At 58.5% G+C, this 16726-nt stretch carries 14 protein-coding genes; 6 read left to right on the top strand and 8 right to left on the bottom strand.

Features of this window, described 5'->3' with window-relative positions:
• The first annotated feature begins 78 nt into the window (after positions 1-78).
• Entirely contained in the window at positions 79-1485 is a 1407-nt protein-coding gene (locus tag ACQRCJ_RS06610) for a DNA cytosine methyltransferase (protein ID WP_427799513.1), read from the top strand.
• 34 nt (positions 1486-1519) lie between these two features.
• Here the strand turns inward: ACQRCJ_RS06610 and ACQRCJ_RS06605 are convergent, their stop codons facing one another.
• Complete coding sequence (locus ACQRCJ_RS06605) at positions 1520-2125, bottom strand: SinI family restriction endonuclease (protein WP_427799512.1); 606 nt, start codon at positions 2123-2125, stop codon at positions 1520-1522.
• A 77-nt stretch (positions 2126-2202) separates the two neighbouring features.
• Here ACQRCJ_RS06605 and ACQRCJ_RS06600 point away from each other — a divergent pair, with 77 nt between their 5' ends.
• Both ACQRCJ_RS06600 and lnu(C) read left to right on the top strand, forming a co-directional pair.
• Positions 2203-3240, top strand: coding sequence for an IS1595-like element ISSag10 family transposase (locus ACQRCJ_RS06600; protein ID WP_153950643.1), 1038 nt, complete (start codon positions 2203-2205; stop codon positions 3238-3240).
• 23 nt (positions 3241-3263) lie between these two features.
• Positions 3264-3758, top strand: a complete 495-nt coding sequence (gene lnu(C) / locus ACQRCJ_RS06595) for a lincosamide nucleotidyltransferase Lnu(C) (protein WP_019543803.1) — start codon at positions 3264-3266, stop codon at positions 3756-3758.
• 92 nt (positions 3759-3850) lie between these two features.
• Here the strand turns inward: lnu(C) and ACQRCJ_RS06590 are convergent, their stop codons facing one another.
• Genes ACQRCJ_RS06590 through ACQRCJ_RS06575 form a run of 4 tightly spaced genes read right to left on the bottom strand, consistent with a single transcriptional unit; the run spans position 3851 to position 7241 of the window.
• Positions 3851-5188, bottom strand: a complete 1338-nt coding sequence (locus tag ACQRCJ_RS06590) for a histone deacetylase family protein (protein WP_427799511.1) — start codon at positions 5186-5188, stop codon at positions 3851-3853.
• Positions 5181-5525, bottom strand: a complete 345-nt coding sequence (locus ACQRCJ_RS06585; protein WP_006006835.1) for a hypothetical protein — start codon at positions 5523-5525, stop codon at positions 5181-5183. Before ACQRCJ_RS06585 ends, ACQRCJ_RS06590 begins: the two co-directional genes overlap by 8 nt.
• A gap of 17 nt (positions 5526-5542) precedes the next feature.
• A complete protein-coding gene (gene tmk, locus ACQRCJ_RS06580; RefSeq protein WP_168936058.1) occupies positions 5543-6196 on the bottom strand; it encodes a dTMP kinase in 654 nt (217 codons plus the stop codon).
• Positions 6197-6203: 7 nt separating this feature from the next.
• Positions 6204-7241, bottom strand: a complete 1038-nt coding sequence (locus tag ACQRCJ_RS06575) for a 3'-5' exoribonuclease YhaM family protein (protein WP_168936059.1) — start codon at positions 7239-7241, stop codon at positions 6204-6206.
• A 122-nt stretch (positions 7242-7363) separates the two neighbouring features.
• On the opposite strand from ACQRCJ_RS06575, the gene surE reads away from it, so the two are divergent.
• The 3 genes from surE (at position 7364) to gap (ending at position 10395) form a co-directional block, all read left to right on the top strand.
• Positions 7364-8122, top strand: coding sequence for a 5'/3'-nucleotidase SurE (surE, locus tag ACQRCJ_RS06570; protein WP_204625768.1), 759 nt, complete (start codon positions 7364-7366; stop codon positions 8120-8122).
• Positions 8123-8397: 275 nt separating this feature from the next.
• Entirely contained in the window at positions 8398-9324 is a 927-nt protein-coding gene (fba, locus tag ACQRCJ_RS06565) for a class II fructose-1,6-bisphosphate aldolase (protein WP_168936061.1), read from the top strand.
• A 69-nt stretch (positions 9325-9393) separates the two neighbouring features.
• Positions 9394-10395 (top strand): type I glyceraldehyde-3-phosphate dehydrogenase, encoded by a 1002-nt coding sequence (gap, locus tag ACQRCJ_RS06560; RefSeq protein ID WP_427799510.1) that lies wholly within the window; start codon positions 9394-9396, stop codon positions 10393-10395.
• Positions 10396-10484: 89 nt separating this feature from the next.
• On the opposite strand, the gene ACQRCJ_RS06555 is transcribed toward gap, so the two are convergent.
• The 3 genes from ACQRCJ_RS06555 to glmS form a co-directional block, all read right to left on the bottom strand.
• The gene (locus ACQRCJ_RS06555; RefSeq protein WP_427799509.1) at positions 10485-11519 is read right to left on the bottom strand and encodes a PGN_0703 family putative restriction endonuclease; all 1035 of its coding nucleotides are present in this window, start codon (positions 11517-11519) and stop codon (positions 10485-10487) included.
• A 310-nt stretch (positions 11520-11829) separates the two neighbouring features.
• A complete protein-coding gene (locus tag ACQRCJ_RS06550; protein ID WP_204674526.1) occupies positions 11830-14133 on the bottom strand; it encodes a hydratase in 2304 nt (767 codons plus the stop codon).
• Positions 14134-14561: 428 nt separating this feature from the next.
• On the bottom strand, positions 14562-16388 hold the full coding sequence (gene glmS, locus ACQRCJ_RS06545) for a glutamine--fructose-6-phosphate transaminase (isomerizing) (protein WP_427799508.1): 1827 nt from the start codon (positions 16386-16388) through the stop codon (positions 14562-14564).
• Positions 16389-16726: the final 338 nt, after the last annotated feature.

The raw sequence follows: 16726 nt of genomic DNA, 5'->3' as shown, positions 1-16726 counted from the left end.
GTTGACAGGCTTTAAAAGTTGACAAAAAATAATCAAGGGTATATATATTTTTTCGCAAACAAAAAATAGGATATACCCATGAAAAACCTCCTTTCTGTATCACAAGCTTCTGAAATTTTAGGTGTTTCTGAAGCACAAGTCAGATTACTTCTCCGCTCAAATAAGCTTAGGGGAACTATGGTTGGTAGGCAATGGGTCATTGATATAGATGCCATTAATGACTTTCGTTCCCAAAAACTTCATCCTGAAAAAGTTATTGATCATGCTTTATCCTGCGCTCCTAACCAGAAATTAAATGCATTAAGTTTCTTTACTGGCGGTGGTGGATTAGATATTGGTATGAGTCAAGCAGGAATCACACCTAGGCTTATGTGCGAATGCGATAAAGCTAGCCGCACGACATTATTTACAAACAATAAAAATACAGCACTTATTGGCGATATTGCAGATTTTACACCTAATGCCATACTAAACATGGCCGGATTAACAGAAAAGGATCATATCGATGTTATTTTTGGTGGCCCGCCCTGCCAAGCATTCAGTACAGCAGGAAAACGCAAAGGTTTTGGAGATAAACGAGGAAATGTTTTCCTTATTTATCTTGATCTAATTACCAAATTGCTACCTCGGTATGCTGTATTTGAAAATGTTCGTGGCATTCTATCCGCACCATACTTTCCTGTAGATAAAAAATTAAATCAGCTATCTGATATACAAATAAAAGGAGGAGCGCTTCTATATATAGTGAGAGTTCTTGAAAAACATGGATATACTATAACTTTTGATCTATATAACGCTGCAAATTTTGGGGCTCCTCAAATACGTGAGCGGCTCATCATCATTGCATATCACGGAAGCGATAAAGTTCCTTACCTTAATCCAACCCATGATGAACTTGGACGCTTCTCTTTGAAAAAATGGAAAACATTAAAGGAAGCACTGGATACTATTCCAGACGACACTGAACATCATTTTGTTTCTTTTCCAGAGAAGCGCTTAAAATATTACAGAATGTTAAAAGAAGGACAAAATTGGAGAAATCTTCCTTTATCACTTCAAAAAGAGGCCCTCGGTAAATCCTATGACCTCCCTGGTGGAAAAACCGGCTTCTTCCGACGCCTGTCTTTTGATAAACCGAGCCCGACCCTAGTTACACACCCAGCTATGCCTGCGACAGATCTTGCACATCCAGTATTGGATAGGCCGCTGAGCGTTGAGGAATATAAAGCTATACAAGAATTTCCTGCCAGCTGGGAAATATGTGGTTCGCTTCTCGACCAATATCGTCAGTTAGGAAATGCTGTCCCTGTTCCTCTAGGAAGAGCTATTGGAACAACCATTATGAATCATATTCAAGGTATTAAGAGCCTTCCCCCTGATAATTTTAAGTTCTCTCGCTATAAAAATACTCGTGATTGGATATGGATAAAACAGATGGAGGATAAAGTCTCTTTACGACCTCAATCTTTGACTTTATTTGACTAGGACGTGGTCGTAGTGGTCACACTACGGCCACGTCCTATTTTAAACAATGAGAAGCTATATAATCCCTGATAAATTGATGGAAGCCCTTCTCTGACAAAACTTTTTTTAATTTATCATCTGGAAAATTATCCCAGTTTGTACCACTGCGTTTTGAAAACGTCCGGAACCATTTTTTTATATCTGTGCCTTCTCGTATAGCTGCTGAAGAAGAATTCTCAGAGTTATCTCTATTTTTAATTTGCAAAACATCCCAACCATTCTCATTTTTTCTAATAAAATCAGCGGCCTTTACAATTGATCCTGCGCACCATATCCAACCAAACCTACTTGCCTGGTTATCAATATAACGTTCAAGTAATGTCCCAATTATATTTTCAGCGCCCATTGCTTGTTTATGTATACCAATAGCATTCACTACTGCCCCCTCTTCTATCCCATAATATATATTTAATATTTCTTCTACAGCTTCATCAGTTGTCGTTTGTGGAATTTTAGGGCACGGAAATGCTTCTATTTCTTTTGTATATTTATTAAAAATCCTATTCCTATAAACATCACAGCCAACAGTCTCCCCACTTCTAAGATGGGCTAATTCTGGATGAGCTGTCAAAAATTCATAGATTATATTAGGCTCTGTCACAACAAATGGTTGATTTTTGACGAGAAATAGCGTATAATAATAGTAAGAAACAGTACCACCGAAGGAGGTAATTGGATATGCCTACTATCAAAGACGCATTAGATATTATCGGTAAGTTGACTGTCGCAGAGCAGGAAAGCCTTAAAACAATGCTTTTAAGTCCTGCCTTTGTAAAGTCTTTGAATATTGAAGATTTCGTAGCAAAGGAACGCTTTGCAAATGGTCGTGTATGCCCTCTTTGTAGCTGTATCCATGTGGTTCGCAATGGTCATCGTAAAGATGGCACACAGCGATATGTATGTAAGGATTGTGGCAAGTCCTTCGTGATTGCTACGAACTCCATTGTGTCTGGTACAAGAAAAGACTTGTCCGTGTGGGAGCAGTACATTGATTGTATGATGAATGGCTTATCCATTCGTAAGACTGCTGTTGCTTGTGGGATTCACAGAAACACCGCATTCCTTTGGAGACACAAGATTTTGGATGCACTTCAGAATATGGCAGACGATGTTACCCTTGACGGCATTATTGAGGCTGACGAAACTTTTTTCGCCATCTCGTACAAGGGCAATCATAGCAAGAGTAAGACATTTGCTATGCCACGCAAGGCTCATAAGCGTGGTCATTCTACACATATCAGAGGCTTGTCCCAAGAAAAGGTATGTGTTCCTTGTGCGGTTAATAGGAATGGCTTGTCTATCTCCAAGATTACGAATACTGGTAGAGTTTCTACAAGAGATTTACATCATATTTATGATGGTAGGATTAAGACCAATTCCACTCTTGTTACGGACAAGATGAACTCCTATGTGAGATTTACAAATGCCAATGGCATTGACCTTGTGCAGTTAAAGACTGGCAAAGCCAAGAAAGGCATTTATAATATCCAACATATCAATAGCTACCATAGCCAGCTAAAGAGGTTTATGCGTGGCTTTAACGGTGTTTCTACCAAGTATCTGAACAACTATCTTGTGTGGAATAACCTTGTAAATTACGCCAAAGAAAGCGACATGGAGAAAAGGAACATCTTCTTAACTTTCGTTTTGGCAACATTGAAAACTGCTAAATGCAGAGATTTATCAAACAGACCAGCAGTTCCTCTGGTCGCCTAATTAGAATTTGTGGAGATGATAAGATGGTCAATATAACAGATGTAAAACAGATTCTTCAATTTGCAATAGATGCGGAGATTAAAGTCTTTCTTGATGGTGGCTGGGGTGTAGATGCTCTTCTTGGATATCAGTCAAGAGCCCATAATGATATTGACATTTTTGTAGAAAAGAACGATTATCAGAACTTTATAGAAATAATGAAAGCTAATGGCTTTTATGAGATTAAGATGGAATATACAACATTGAACCATACTGTATGGGAAGATTTGAAAAACAGAATTATTGATTTGCATTGTTTTGAATATACGGACGAAGGTGAAATTCTTTATGATGGGGATTGTTTTCCGGTAGAAACTTTTTCGGGTAAAGGAAGAATTGAGGAAATAGAGGTTTCCTGTATTGAACCATATAGTCAAGTAATGTTCCATCTGGGATACGAGTTTGATGAAAATGATGCACATGATGTGAAGTTATTGTGTGAGACACTTCATATCGAAATTCCAAATGAGTATAGATAACTGCAAATAACAGTTTGTAGGGGAGTTCTGATACTCCCCTATAAAAATGGCTATTTATCAACTGTTTGTTGTGACATAGCCTTATATTAAAGTTATCCATACAATCCTCCAATATTATCCCCATCCAGCACCAGCACATGGGCGTGGAGGCCGGCCTTGCGGGCCGCCGCGGCGCGGGCCTCGGCCTCGGCGCGGCAGCGGGGGCAGGCGTGGCGGGGGATGAGCAGGCACAGGGAGCGGGCCACGCGCTCGGAGCTGGTCTCGAAGCAGCCCAGTCCGGAGCAGTCCGGGCACAGGCGCCAGCTTTCGCGCTGGCTCTCGCGCAGCATGTCCGTATCGTAGAAGACATGCTTGCGCCGCGTCCACCAGCCGTTCTCTTCCTCGCCTTCCTGCGGCACGGACGGCGGGTTGTGGTACAGCTCCAGCAGGCCGTCGCAAAGGCGGGCGATGTAGTCGCTGATCTTCTGTTTCTGGCGGGTGCTCTCGGGCCGCCACTGGGGCTCGCGGATGTCGCCCGCGTCCAGGCCGGCCAGCGCCAGACAGATGCCCAGGTTCACATAGGGCAGGGCGCCGCGGATGGCGTAGCCGCCTTCCAGCACGGCGATGTCCGGGTTAAGGGCGCGGTTGAGGGCCGCGTAGCCCTGGGCCGAGAGCTTCATGTTGGCCAGCGGGTCCGTGAAGTGGTTGTCCTGCCCGGCGGAGTTGATGACCAGATCGGGCTTGAAGTCCGCCAGCATGGGCAGCACGGCGTGCTCGATGGCGTAAAGGTAGCCCTCGTCCGAGGTCTCGGGCGGCAGGGGGATGTTGATGGTGCGGCCCAGCGCGCCCGGCCCGCCGCATTCCTGCGGGAAGCCCGTGCCCGGATAGAGGGTGCGGCCGTCCTGATGCAGGGAGATGAACAGGGTGTTCGGGTCGTTCCAGAAGATGTCCTGGCTGCCGTCGCCGTGGTGCACGTCCGTATCCACGATGGCGATGCGCAGGGGCCGCCCCGTGGGATGCGGATAGTGGTCGCGGATGTACTCCACCATCACGGCTTCGTTGTTGATATTGCAGAAACCGCGGTTGCCGTGGGTCACGCGCATGGCGTGGTGTCCCGGAGGACGCACCAGGGCAAAGGCTTTGTCTTCCTTCTTCTCCATGAACAGACGGGCGGCCGTGATGGCCCCGCCCGCCGAGGCCCGGTGCGAATCGGTGACCACGGCGCCGGTGGAGGGCAGACAGAAGTGCACGCGCTCCACCTGGGCGTTGGTGGCGAGCTCCGGACGGTATTCGGTGATGCCGGGGATGTCGAACAGACCTTCTTCCGCCAGCTGGTCGCGGGTGTAGAGCAGGCGCTCCTCACGCTCGGGGTGGGTGGCGGAGATGGCCCAGTCGAAGGCGGGGAAGAAGACCACGCCCAGCCGGTTACGGGCTCTCAGGGGATCAGTCATCGTCGTCCAGCATGTTTTCGGCAAAGATGTCGGCGCTGTAGCGCGCATAGGAGATCATCTTGCCCAAGCGGCCCAGAGCCATGGCATAGGCAAGGTTGGTCTCGGCCACGGCCGCGAAGAGCAGGCCGTTGTCGTCTTCCACCACGAAGACGCCGCCGGGCTTCTGCTCATGACGGAAGACCACGCAATGCAGCAGCCCGGGATCGCCCAGGCGGGAAACGAATTCGCAGCCGGGCAGAGGGCTCTCGTCCAGCACGGCCTGCTCCAGGGCGGCATCGGTACGGGGCAGGAAGCGCAGGCGGCCTTCCTCGGCGGTGACGGTATACAGTTCGCTCATGGCAATATCCTTACGTCTTATTCCAGCCCGCTGCCGCGCTGCTTCAGATGCCGCTCCACGGCGGAGAGGCATTGCAACACCACGTCCTCGGGCTGTTGCGATGCGTCGATGATGGCGATGCGGTCGGGCTCTTCCGCCGCGATGGTCAGATAGCCCTGGCGCACGCGCTCATGGAAATTGAGGCTCTCGCTGTCGAAACGGCCTTCGGAGAGCACCGTGCCCTCGCGCCGGTTGCGCAGGCCCGCGCGCTCCAGCCCCACGGACACGGGCAGGTCGCAGAGCAGGGTCAGATCCGGTTGCAGGCCGCCGGTGGCCAGATCGTTGGCCCGGCGCAGGCGGTCGGGATCACGGCCGCGGCCGTAGCCCTGATAGGCCAGGGTGGAGTCGGTATAGCGGTCGCAGATGACGATCTGTCCGGCTTCCACCGCCGGACGAATGATCTCGGCCACATGCTGGGCCCGGTCGGCCAGGAAGAGATAGAGCTCGGCCCGGTTGCACAGGCCGGAATTGCGGGCGTCCAGCAGGATGGGACGCAGGGCGCGCCCCAGACCGCAGCCGCCCGGTTCGCGCGTCAGCAGCACGTCGTGGCCGCGCTTTTCCAGTTCCAGGGCCAGCAGCTGTTGGGCCGTGGTCTTGCCCGAACCTTCTATGCCTTCGAATGTGATGAACATGGCAGCCTCACAGCAGGGAGAGCATCCCGTCCTCCCCGGAAGACTTCCGGGAGGCGCGGGGCTTCTTTTCGACTTTTTCTTCCACCGGCGTCTGCGCGCAGCGGTGCATGGCCCGGCCCAGGGTGGCCTGATAGGGCGTCCAGCTCTCGCCTTCGCCCAGCTGGGCGAACAGGCCCCGGCACTGGGCCATCTTGGCATCGATGTTGTCCGCATAGTGCAGCACGAGGGCCTCGGCGGTCTGCGGTACGCGCACGGCCCCGAATTCCAGCGTACCGTGGTGGCTCAGGACCAGATGCTTGAGATGGCGCTGCAACTCGGGCTCCAGGCCCGATTTTTCCAGATAGGGAGCCAGCATCTCCACGCAGATCTCCAGATGCCCCAGCAGGCGGCCCTCGTCGGTATAATCGTTGGCGATGCCGCCGGAAAATTCGCGGATCTTACCGAAGTCGTGGAACAGGGCCCCGGCCAGCAGGGTCTGGCGGTCCAGCTCGGGGTACTGGTCGGCCAGACGGCGGCAAAGCTTGAAAACGCTCAGAGTATGCTCCAGCAGGCCGCCCGCATAGGCATGGTGCACGCCCTTGGCCGCCGGGCAGGTGCGGAAGGCCTCGCGCAGCTCTTCATTTTTGAACACGCCGTCCACCAGCTTGCGCCAAGGTTTGTAGCGGAACTCCTCGCGGATCAGGGCCATGAGCTCGTCCATCATGGCATCCAGCGGGTAGGGGCTGGCGGGCATGAAGTCGGCCAGGTCAAGGGCCGCGCCTTCTTCCGGCGAAAGCAGGCGGCCTTCCTCCACCGTGAACTGGAGCTGGTCGCGGAAGGTGCTCACCCTGCCGTGGGCATAGAAGAAGCTGCCCGTATGCAGGGCGGGGAAAGAGGCGCTCAGGGGCGACCAGATCTTGGCCTCCACGCTGCCGCTGGCGTCGGCCAGCACGAGCCGCCAGTACGGCCCGTTGCGCGAGCTGCCCTGTGCGGCCAGGGTGATGACGAAGACGCCTTCCGCTTCGTTGGGGGCCGCCATGTCTTTGACGAAGATGCCTTTTTGCATATATCCTGACTCTGCGGCCAAAGGCCGCCTGTCTTGTATGTTCTGAGGTCCCGGGGTATCCCCGCAGGCCCGCGGGGGCCTGTTTATCCATAAAGATTCCCTTGTTTCAGAGGTATTGTCAAATGCGTGTCCTCCTGACCAACGACGACGGCATCCGGGCCGAGGGCCTGCGTGCCATGTACCGGGCCCTGCGCGAAGCCGGGCATACCGTGCATGTGGTGGCCCCCATGCATGAACAGTCCGGCGTGGGCCATTCCCTGACCTTTTTCGATCCCCTGCGTGCCCACAAGATCGAGGAACCCGACTTCGAAGGTCTGGGCCTGTACGGCACCCCCACGGACTGCGTGAAGCTGGCCCTGGGCAACCTGCTGAAAAAGCGGCCCGACATGGTCATCTCGGGCATCAACGCGGGCAGCAACGTGGGCCCGGACATCCTCTATTCCGGTACCGTGGGCGCCGCCACCGAAGCCGCCCATGAAGACCTGCCCAGCATGGCGCTCTCCTGCGATGCCGGCGGCGGCCACCCGGACATGGATGCCATCGCCCGCCACGCCGTGGAGCTGGCCGCGCGCATCGACTGGAAAAAGGTGGCCCACCGCCGCGTCATCAACGTCAACTATCCCCGCGGCCCGCTGTCCGAGGCCAAGGGCCTGCGCATCTGCCCGCAGACCAGCGCCGTGTGGAAGAACGCCTACGCCGAACGCAAGGACCCGCGCGGCGAACCCTACTGGTGGCTGGAAGGCGAGATCCCGCCGCACACCATCAACGCCGGTTCGGACAAGGACCTGCTCAATCGCGGCTATATCACCGTGACGCCCCTGCGTTTCGAGTTCACGGACCACGAAAGCCTGCGCAGTCTGGAGGACATGCTGCTTTCCTAGACAGCATACGGCCCCTGCGGGTGCCGATTTTATGAATTTTTCCACGACCGCCCCAAAGTCATTCCCCTTTGGGGCTTTTTTTTATATAATGAATCGCTTCGTTGCGGCTGCCCCACAACAGTCCTTCCGGCATGCATCCCTGCCGGATCAGACGGCGGCCGCCGATACATCAGACAGGCCGGCCGGACAGGCTTTTTCTGTCCGCCTTCCCATTTTATCCCACACTCGCGCATGGTGCGCGCAGTGTCGTATCGCACCTGGTGCAGGAGGAATCCATGCCGCTTATCGGGCCTAAGGAAATGTTCGCCGCCGCCTATGCGGGCCGGTATGCTGTGGGCGCGTTCAACGTCAACAACATGGAAATCGTGCAGGGCATCATGCAGGCCGCCTCGGAGGAAAAATCCCCCGTGATCCTTCAGGTCTCTTCGGGCGCGCGCAGCTATGCCGGGCAGAAATACCTCATGAAGCTGGTGGAAGCCGCCCTGGCCGAGGATCCTTCCGTGCCCGTGGTGGTGCATCTGGACCACGGCTCCAGCTTCGAGCTGTGCCGCGACTGTATCGACGGCGGTTTCACCTCCGTGATGATCGACGGCTCGCACCTGCCCTATGAAGAAAACATCGCCCTGACCAAGCAGGTGGTGGAATACGCCCACCCGCGCGGCATCTGGGTGGAAGCCGAACTGGGCAAGCTGGCCGGTGTGGAAGAGCATGTGAGCAATGCCGACCATGTGTACACCGACCCCGACCAGGCCGTGGACTTCGTGGAACGCACGGGCTGCGACTCCCTGGCCGTGGCCATCGGCACCAGCCACGGTGCCTATAAATTCAAGGGCGAAGCCAAGCTGGACTTCGAACGCCTGGAAGAGATCGGCAAGCGCCTGCCCGGCTATCCGCTGGTGCTGCACGGCGCCTCCAGCGTGCCCCAGGAATTCGTGGAAGCCTGCAACAAGTTCGGCGGCCAGGTGGGCGGCGCCCGCGGCGTGCCGGAAGACATGCTGCGCAAGGCTGCCGGCATGGGCGTGTGCAAGATCAATGTGGATACCGACATCCGTCTGGCCGTGACCGCCTCCATCCGCCAGTATCTGGTGGAACATCCCGAAGCCTTCGACCCCCGCGCGTACCTGAAACCCGCGCGACAGGCCGTCAAGGATATGGTCGCCCACAAGATCCGCAACGTCATGGGATCTTCCGGCAAGGCCTAAACCAGTATCTCACGCCGCCTCCACCGGGGAGGCGGCGTTTTCCATCTCTCTCGCGTGAAGGAGCGCAACATGTCCGTATCTTTGGGGATGAACGGCTTTGGCCGCATCGGTCGTTATCTGCTGCGTCTGCTGGCTGACTCGGAAGACATCCGCATCACCGCCATCAACGCCCGCGCCGACAATGCTTCGCTGGCCCACCTTTTCAAATACGACTCGGTGTACGGTATTTTCCCCGGCACCGTCGATCATGACGACAACGGCATCATCATCAACGGCCGTCATATCGAAGTCACCCGCTGCAAGACCGGCGAATGGGAATGGGCCCGCCTTGGCATCGACATCGCCGTGGAGACCACCGGTACCCTGAAAAAGCGCGAGGACGCCGCCCAGCACCTGCAGTGCGGCGCCAAGAAGGTCGTGGTCTCGGCCCCCTGCAAGGAAGCCGACGCCACCATCGTCATGGGCGTCAATGACGACATCTACGATGCCGCCGCCCATACCGTGCTTTCCGCTGCCTCCTGTACCACCAACTGTCTGGCTCCCGTGGCCAAGGTCCTCAACGATGCCTTCGGCATCCGCCACGGCCTGATGACCACCATCCACTCCTACACCATGAGCCAGCGTATCCTGGACGGTTCCCACAAGGACCTGCGCCGTGCCCGCGCCGCCTGCGTGTCCATGATCCCCACCTCCACCGGCGCGGCCAAGGCCCTGGCCCTGGTGGTGCCCGCCCTCAAGGGCAAGCTGGACGGCATGGCCGTGCGCGTGCCCACCCCCGACATCTCCCTGGTGGACCTGACCTGCGAGCTGGAAAAGCCCGCCACCGCCGAAGAGATCAATGCCGCCCTCAAGGCCGCCCATGACGGCGCCCTGCACGACAATATGGGCTACTGCGACGAGCCCCTGGTCTCCATCGACTTCAAGGGCAGCACCCACGGCGGCGTCGTGGACGCCCTGTCCACCCAGGTCATGGACGGCACCATGGCCAAGCTCATCATCTGGTACGACAACGAATCCGGCTTCACCAACCAGCTGGCCCGCCTGCTGAGCAAGGTGGCTGCCAGCCTGTAAGGCTGCCGTACGGTAACGAAGACGACAAGGACGGCCCGCGAGGGCCGTCCTTTTTTCATGCCTGATGGTCTGGAGGGAAAAGCAGTGTGTTACGAACGGGACCGCCCGTCCTGCCAGTAACGCCGGCAAAGATAGTCCAGCAGGCGGGCGTAGTCCGGCTGCGCCGTCAACGGTTGCAGCAACTCTTCGGGTGCAAGGAAGAGCACAGGCTCCCGGACAAGTGCGTTCCATGCCCCGGCAAGATCCCCCTGCCGTCCTGCGATGACCGCACAGCCTGAACGAAGGGCCGTATTGCCGTGCGGGATGACCACGATATGCGTGAACGACGTGGCCTGTCCGTTACGGGACGGGTCCTGCGTCATCTTCCAGCCCAGCAGGGTCTGGCGCATGAGCTGGTAATACGGCTCGGTCAAAAGCTCTTCAAAAAACGTGGAACCCACGTCACTGTTGCAAAAGGTGAAGGGACTGCCGTCACGGGTAAAGAAACTCCTGTAGCGCCAGAGGCGATTATCCCCCCTGCTGCCGGGCTTCTTCTCGCGCTTGGAAGGATAACTTTCCGTATATTTCCATTCGATGAGGAACAGCCGGATGTTCCCCTGGGCGTCCCGTCCTTTCATGACCGCATCCACAGATGTGGCATTGGCCCCCCGGGTCAACGATCTGCCCCGCTGCTCCTCATTGAGGTAGCTTCCGCCCCCTGTGACCTCAAATTCCACGAACATGTCACATGCATGGATGCCCACGGGCAAGGCTTCCACCATGTCCGGACGCAGCCCTTGCAGCAGCAAGGTGGCCGCCTTCCCGTCACGACTCAAGGGGAAAAGATGGTTGAGACAGGCCACCTGCGAAGAAAGCACATGGCCGGTGGGCAGACTGCACACATGACCGGCGACCACCCTTTCCCCGCCGGAACGCCAGAAACGCAGTCTTCCGTCCGCTCCCGGCAAATGGCCGTTGAAATAGAGCAGCACCTCGTCCCGTATCGGGGCAAAAAGATTTTTTTCAGGTGCCTGCAGGGCGAATGGCTGTGCCTGTCCGTTGAACTTCCCGCCACCGGGATCTCCTTCGAACAGATGGGCAAGCTGCCGCAGGTGCTGTTCTTTCTGGGCTTTCCAGTATGTCATGATGTTCCCTCCCACTCTAAAAAATATAGGCGGGAGTTCCCCGTCTCGCAAGGGAGCTCCCGCCGTCGCGGCTGTCAGGCCGGGCAGCCGCAGGGCCGCCGGAGCTGTCCCTTGCCCGTGTTGGCATATGTGTGGGAAGGGTAGACAAGGCACGCGCCCCGGCGGCAGGATCGAGAGTGCCCTGCGGACGTTCCACCTGATGGAATACAGAAAAATACTTTGGCAAAGAGGGGAGGGCCCCACAAAGAAAAAGGGGCCTCCCGGTGAGGCCCCTTTCCAGATGGCGACGCGGCGGTCTCGTCCCGCAGCGTTAGTTGTGGTTGTAGAAGTTGATGAGGCAGCCGTCCAGAATAATCTGGCGTTCGTCGGCGGTCAGGTCGCCCAGGCGCAGTTCCACGGCCTCCACGGCCCCGGCAGCGCTCACCAGCCAGCCGGTGATGCCGGCGGCATCCTGTTCCACGGCGGTACGGATGCCGGGCAGGACGAAGCAGTCGCCCACGCTGAGCTTCTGCGCCAGAGCGGCATCGGCCAGCAGGGGCAGCATGCCCCAGTTGATGAGGTTGGAACGGTAGCGCTTGGTGGCGTATTCGGCGGCCACGTTGGCCCAGCCGCCCAGCACCTTCTGGCAGGAAGCGGCCTGCTCGCGGGCGGAGCCGTCACCGGGCTTGAGGGCGAAGATGGTGGAACCGATGCCGGTGTCCTTCAGACCGGCGCCCAGCACCGCGGCATAGACCTCAGGCTGCGCGGCCTTGAGGGGGGCCAGCATGCCTTCCAGCTTCGCCAGCAGGGCGGCATCGGCAGGATCGGCCAGACGGGCCTTTTCCATGGCTTGCACGTCCTTGGCGCGGCCCACATAGGCGGGATCCTTGCGCGACAGGGTAAACTCGGAAAGCTTGAGCGGGTTGGAACGCAGGGACGAGGTCTCGCCCGAGGGGATGAGCTCGTCGGTGGTGGTCACGGGGTCGGTGATGACCGAAGCCAGCGGCAGCACCAGGTTCTCCGGCAGGGGGCTCATGGACGGCCAGTCGGCGATGTTGGGACCGCGCTTGAGTTCCGCGGCGGCATCGGCCTTGCCGAAACCGTTGTAGACGCGGCGCTGGTAGATGCCCGCATCGAAAGTGTAGGTGGTGTCCACGGCCAGCTTGTCCCAATCCAGTTCCGTGGCCGGGGTCAGGCGGCCGCCGTTGGCGGCGGTGGCGGCGATGGAGCGGGCGTCCATGAGGGCCACGGCAGAGATCTGGCCGTTGCCGGGCTTGGAGCCTTCGCGGTTGGGGAAGTTGCGGGTGGAGTGACGGATGGACAGGGCGCCGTGGGCCGGCGTGTCGCCCGCGCCGAAGCAGGGACCGCAGAAGGCGTTCTTGATGACCGCACCGGCGGCCATGAGCTTGGCAGCGGCGCCGTTGCGCACTAGGGCGATGGCCTGGGGTTCGCTGGCGGGATAGACGGAGAGCGAGAACTCGCCGCAGCCGGTGCTCCGGCCGTCCAGGATGGAGGCGGCCATACAGCAGTTCTCGAACGAACCGCCCGCGCAACCGGCGATGATGCCCTGGTCCACCCAGACGCCGCCGTCATGGATCTTGTCGCGCAGCTTCAGGCCTTCACCGGCCTTGCCGAACTGCTTGCGGGCCTCTTCTTCCACGGCGGCGAACAGCTCGTCGGCATGGCGCACCACTTCGGCTACGGGATAGGCGTTGCTGGGATGGAAGGGCAGGGCCATCATGGGCTCGATGGCGGACAGGTCCACGCGGATGCAGCGGTCGAAGCAGGCGGGCTTGTCGTGACGCAGCTCGGTGTAATCGTCGGCGCGGCCGTGCATGGCCAGGTAATCGCGCACCTTGTCGTCCGTGGTCCAGATGGAGGACAGGCAGGTGGTCTCGGTGGTCATGACGTCGATACCGCAGCGGTATTCCACGGAAAGGCCCGCCACGCCGGGGCCGGCGAATTCCATGACCCGGTTCTTGACGAAGCCGTTCTTGAACACGGCGCCGATGAGGGCGATGGCGATGTCCTGCGGGCCCACGCCGGGACGGGGAGCGTTCTCCAGCCAGACCAGCACCACTTCGGGACGGGCCACGTCGTAGGTCTTGCCCAGCAGCTGCTTGACCAGCTCGGGGCCGCCTTCGCCCACGGCCATGGTACCCAGGGCGCCGTAGCGGGTATGGCTGTCGGAGCCCAGGATCATCTTGCCGCAACCGGCCATCATTTCACGGGCGTACTGGTGGATGACCGCCAGATGGGGCGGCACGAAGATGCCGCCGTACTTGCGGGCGGCGGTCAGGCCGAAGAGGTGGTCGTCCTCATTGATGGTGCCGCCCACGGCGCACAGGCTGTTGTGGCAGTTGGTGAGCGCGTAGGGCATGGGGAAGCGTTCCAGGCCGCTGGCGCGGGCCGTCTGGATGATGCCCACATAGGTGATGTCGTGCGAGGCCAGGGCGTCAAAACGCAGGCGCAGGGTGGGGTCGTCCCCGGCAGCCGTGTTGTGGGCGGCCAGGATGTTCCAGGCCAGGGTATTTTGACGGGCAGCGGCGCAGTCGATGCCGCGCGCCGCGGCTTCTTCCTGTTCCATCAGGGTGTTGCCCTGCACAATGACCGGTTTGTCGCTCAGTTGGATCATCTTGCTTCCTGCGTAGTCTGTGCTGTGCCGTGATGGCGATAAAAGGCAGGCCCGGCCTTTCCCCGTCCACGGCGACGGGGCGATGCGCAAGCATCCGGCGGGCGTGAAATTTTGCACCAGATACTATGCCACAGGCCAAAATGCTTTGGCAATGCCCGGAAGGGGCGCGCGTTTTTTGGGGTGGGAAGCCCCCCCTTTACTGGCGCGAAAAGGGGCCCTTCCCCAAAAGCCCTCCATCCTCCCCCGAACGCACACTATCTTGAAGGGCGCCAAGCGGCACCACTCCTATGATTTTTCTGTGCTGACGGTCCCCAACGGGCCCCACCAGCAAAAAAAGTTCTCTTGAGCTCCAGTGGGCGCATGGGGCCAGACGCAAAAAGGACGCCTCACGGCGTCCTTTTTCATATATTAGGGAAGGAAGAGCGGCTCTATTCCACGGTCACGCTCTTGGCCAGGTTGCGGGGCTGGTCCACGTCCTTGCCCAGATAATCGGCCATCTCGTAGCTGAACAGCTGCATGGCGGGCAGGGCCATGAAACCGGCCAGGGGAGCGGGCAAGACGGGAATCTCCCAGACATCGTCCACGGCCAGATCCATGCCCGGATTGGTCAGGGCGATGACCTTGCCCTGACGGGCCTGCACTTCCACGATGTTGGATTTCACCTTGGGGAAGAGGGCGTCGTCCAGAGCCAGGGCAAAGGTGGGGAAGGCCGGATCGATGAGGGCGATGGGGCCGTGCTTCATCTCGCCGGCGGCATAACCTTCGGCATGGATGTAGGAAAGCTCCTTGAGCTTGAGCGCCCCTTCCAGGGCCAGCGGGTAGCAGTGGCCGCGGCCCAGATAGAAGAAGTTGCGGGCCTGGGCATAGGCACGGGCCAGCTGGCGGGCCTTCTCGTGCATGGCGGGCAGGGCGGCATCCAGCTGGGAGGGCAGGGATTCCAGCAGGGCGATCTGGCGGGCGCGGGCCGCCGCGTCCATGATACCCTGACGGCCGCCCCAGTACAGGGCCACCAGCGCCAGCATCAGCATCTGGCTGCACATGGCCTTGGTGGAGGCCACGCTGATCTCGGGCCCGGCCTGGGTGTAGATGACGGCCGAGGACTCGCGGGCGATGGACGAACCCACCACGTTGCACAGGCCCAGCACCGGCACGCCGTGTTCGCGGGCGATGCGCAGGGCGGCCAGGGTATCGGCGGTCTCGCCGCTCTGGCTGATGACCAGCACCATGTCGTCCTTGTCCAGGGGCAGGCTCTCGCGGTAGCGGAACTCGGAAGCGATCTCCAGCTGCACCGGCACCTTGGCCCATGGCTCGATGAGATGCCGCGCCCAAAGGCCGGAATGGTAGGACGTGCCGCAGGCCACGATATGCAGACGGCGCGGCACGGGCAGGGCGTCCAGCTCGGGCAGGAGCACGGTGTCACGGGCGGCGTTGAGGTGGCCGCTCAGGCCATCCACGATGACCTGGGGCTGCTCGAAGATCTCCTTGAGCATGAAGTGGCGGTAGCCGCCCTTCTGGGCCGCCTGCATGTCCCACTGGATGGTCTGGGGCTCATGCTCCACGGGAGAAAGGTCGGCCAGGCTCAGGATCTCATACTCGGAATTGGTGGCGTGCACGATCTCGCCGTCTTCCAGAAAGACCACCGTGCGCGTGTAGGGCAAAAAGGCCGGGATGTCCGAAGCCACGAAGTGCTCGCCCGTGCCGATGCCGAAGATGAGCGGGGCGGACATGCGCGCGGCCCAGATCTCACCGGGATATTCCCGGCTCATGAGACAGACGGCGTAGGCGCCGTGGGCCCGGCGCAGGGCCGCGGCAAAAGCCTTGAGCAGGTCGGCTTCCTGCTTGTGGCAGTCGGCGATGAGGTTGACCAGCACTTCCGTGTCGGTCTCGGAATGGAAGACATAGCCCTTCTGCAGCAGCTCTTCCTTCAGTTCCTGATAGTTCTCGATGATGCCGTTATGCACGATGGCCAGGCGGCCGTCGTTGGAAGCATGGGGATGGGCATTGCGCTCGGCGGGCACGCCGTGCGTGGCCCAGCGGGTATGGCCCATGGCGCAGGTGGCCATGGAAACAGGCTCCTTGGCCAGCTTTTCCTCAAGGGCGGAAAGCTTGCCCTGGGCACGGGTGATGCACAGCTCGCCGCGCTGCACGCAGGCAACGCCCGCGGAATCATAGCCGCGGTATTCAAGACGCCGCAGGCCTTCGATGACCACAGGCACCGCCGGACGGTGCCCGGCATATCCGATAATGCCACACATGGTGACCTCCTATGCGATAAGGGATGGCGGAGAGGGGAGCTTTTTTGAGGGGGGGAAGGGAACCTTTTCCTGGCGGAAAAAAGGTTCCCTTCCCCCCCTCAAACTCCCCCCATCCTTCCAAAAACCGCTCATATGCTGTTTTGCCCCACAGGGCAATCCCTGCTCCGGGACGTACGGCGCCCGAAAAAATCAGGGAAAAATGCCGCAGGGAACGGCTATTTTGTCAGTAAAGTCCCGGCCCGGCAAGTGCCCCTCAGGAGGGGCCCCCGGGAGGGCGGAGACCCGCCCCTTGCATCCCCGGAAAAAGCGTGCTTTTCCCATCCATATGGCCGCCTGGA

Origin of the sequence: Desulfovibrio sp. SGI.102 (genome assembly GCF_050314315.1) — a bacterium.
Classification (GTDB): domain Bacteria; phylum Desulfobacterota; class Desulfovibrionia; order Desulfovibrionales; family Desulfovibrionaceae; genus Desulfovibrio.
The sequence above is the reverse complement of the archived record's forward strand: the minus strand, read 5'-3'. Positions and strand labels throughout refer to the sequence as shown.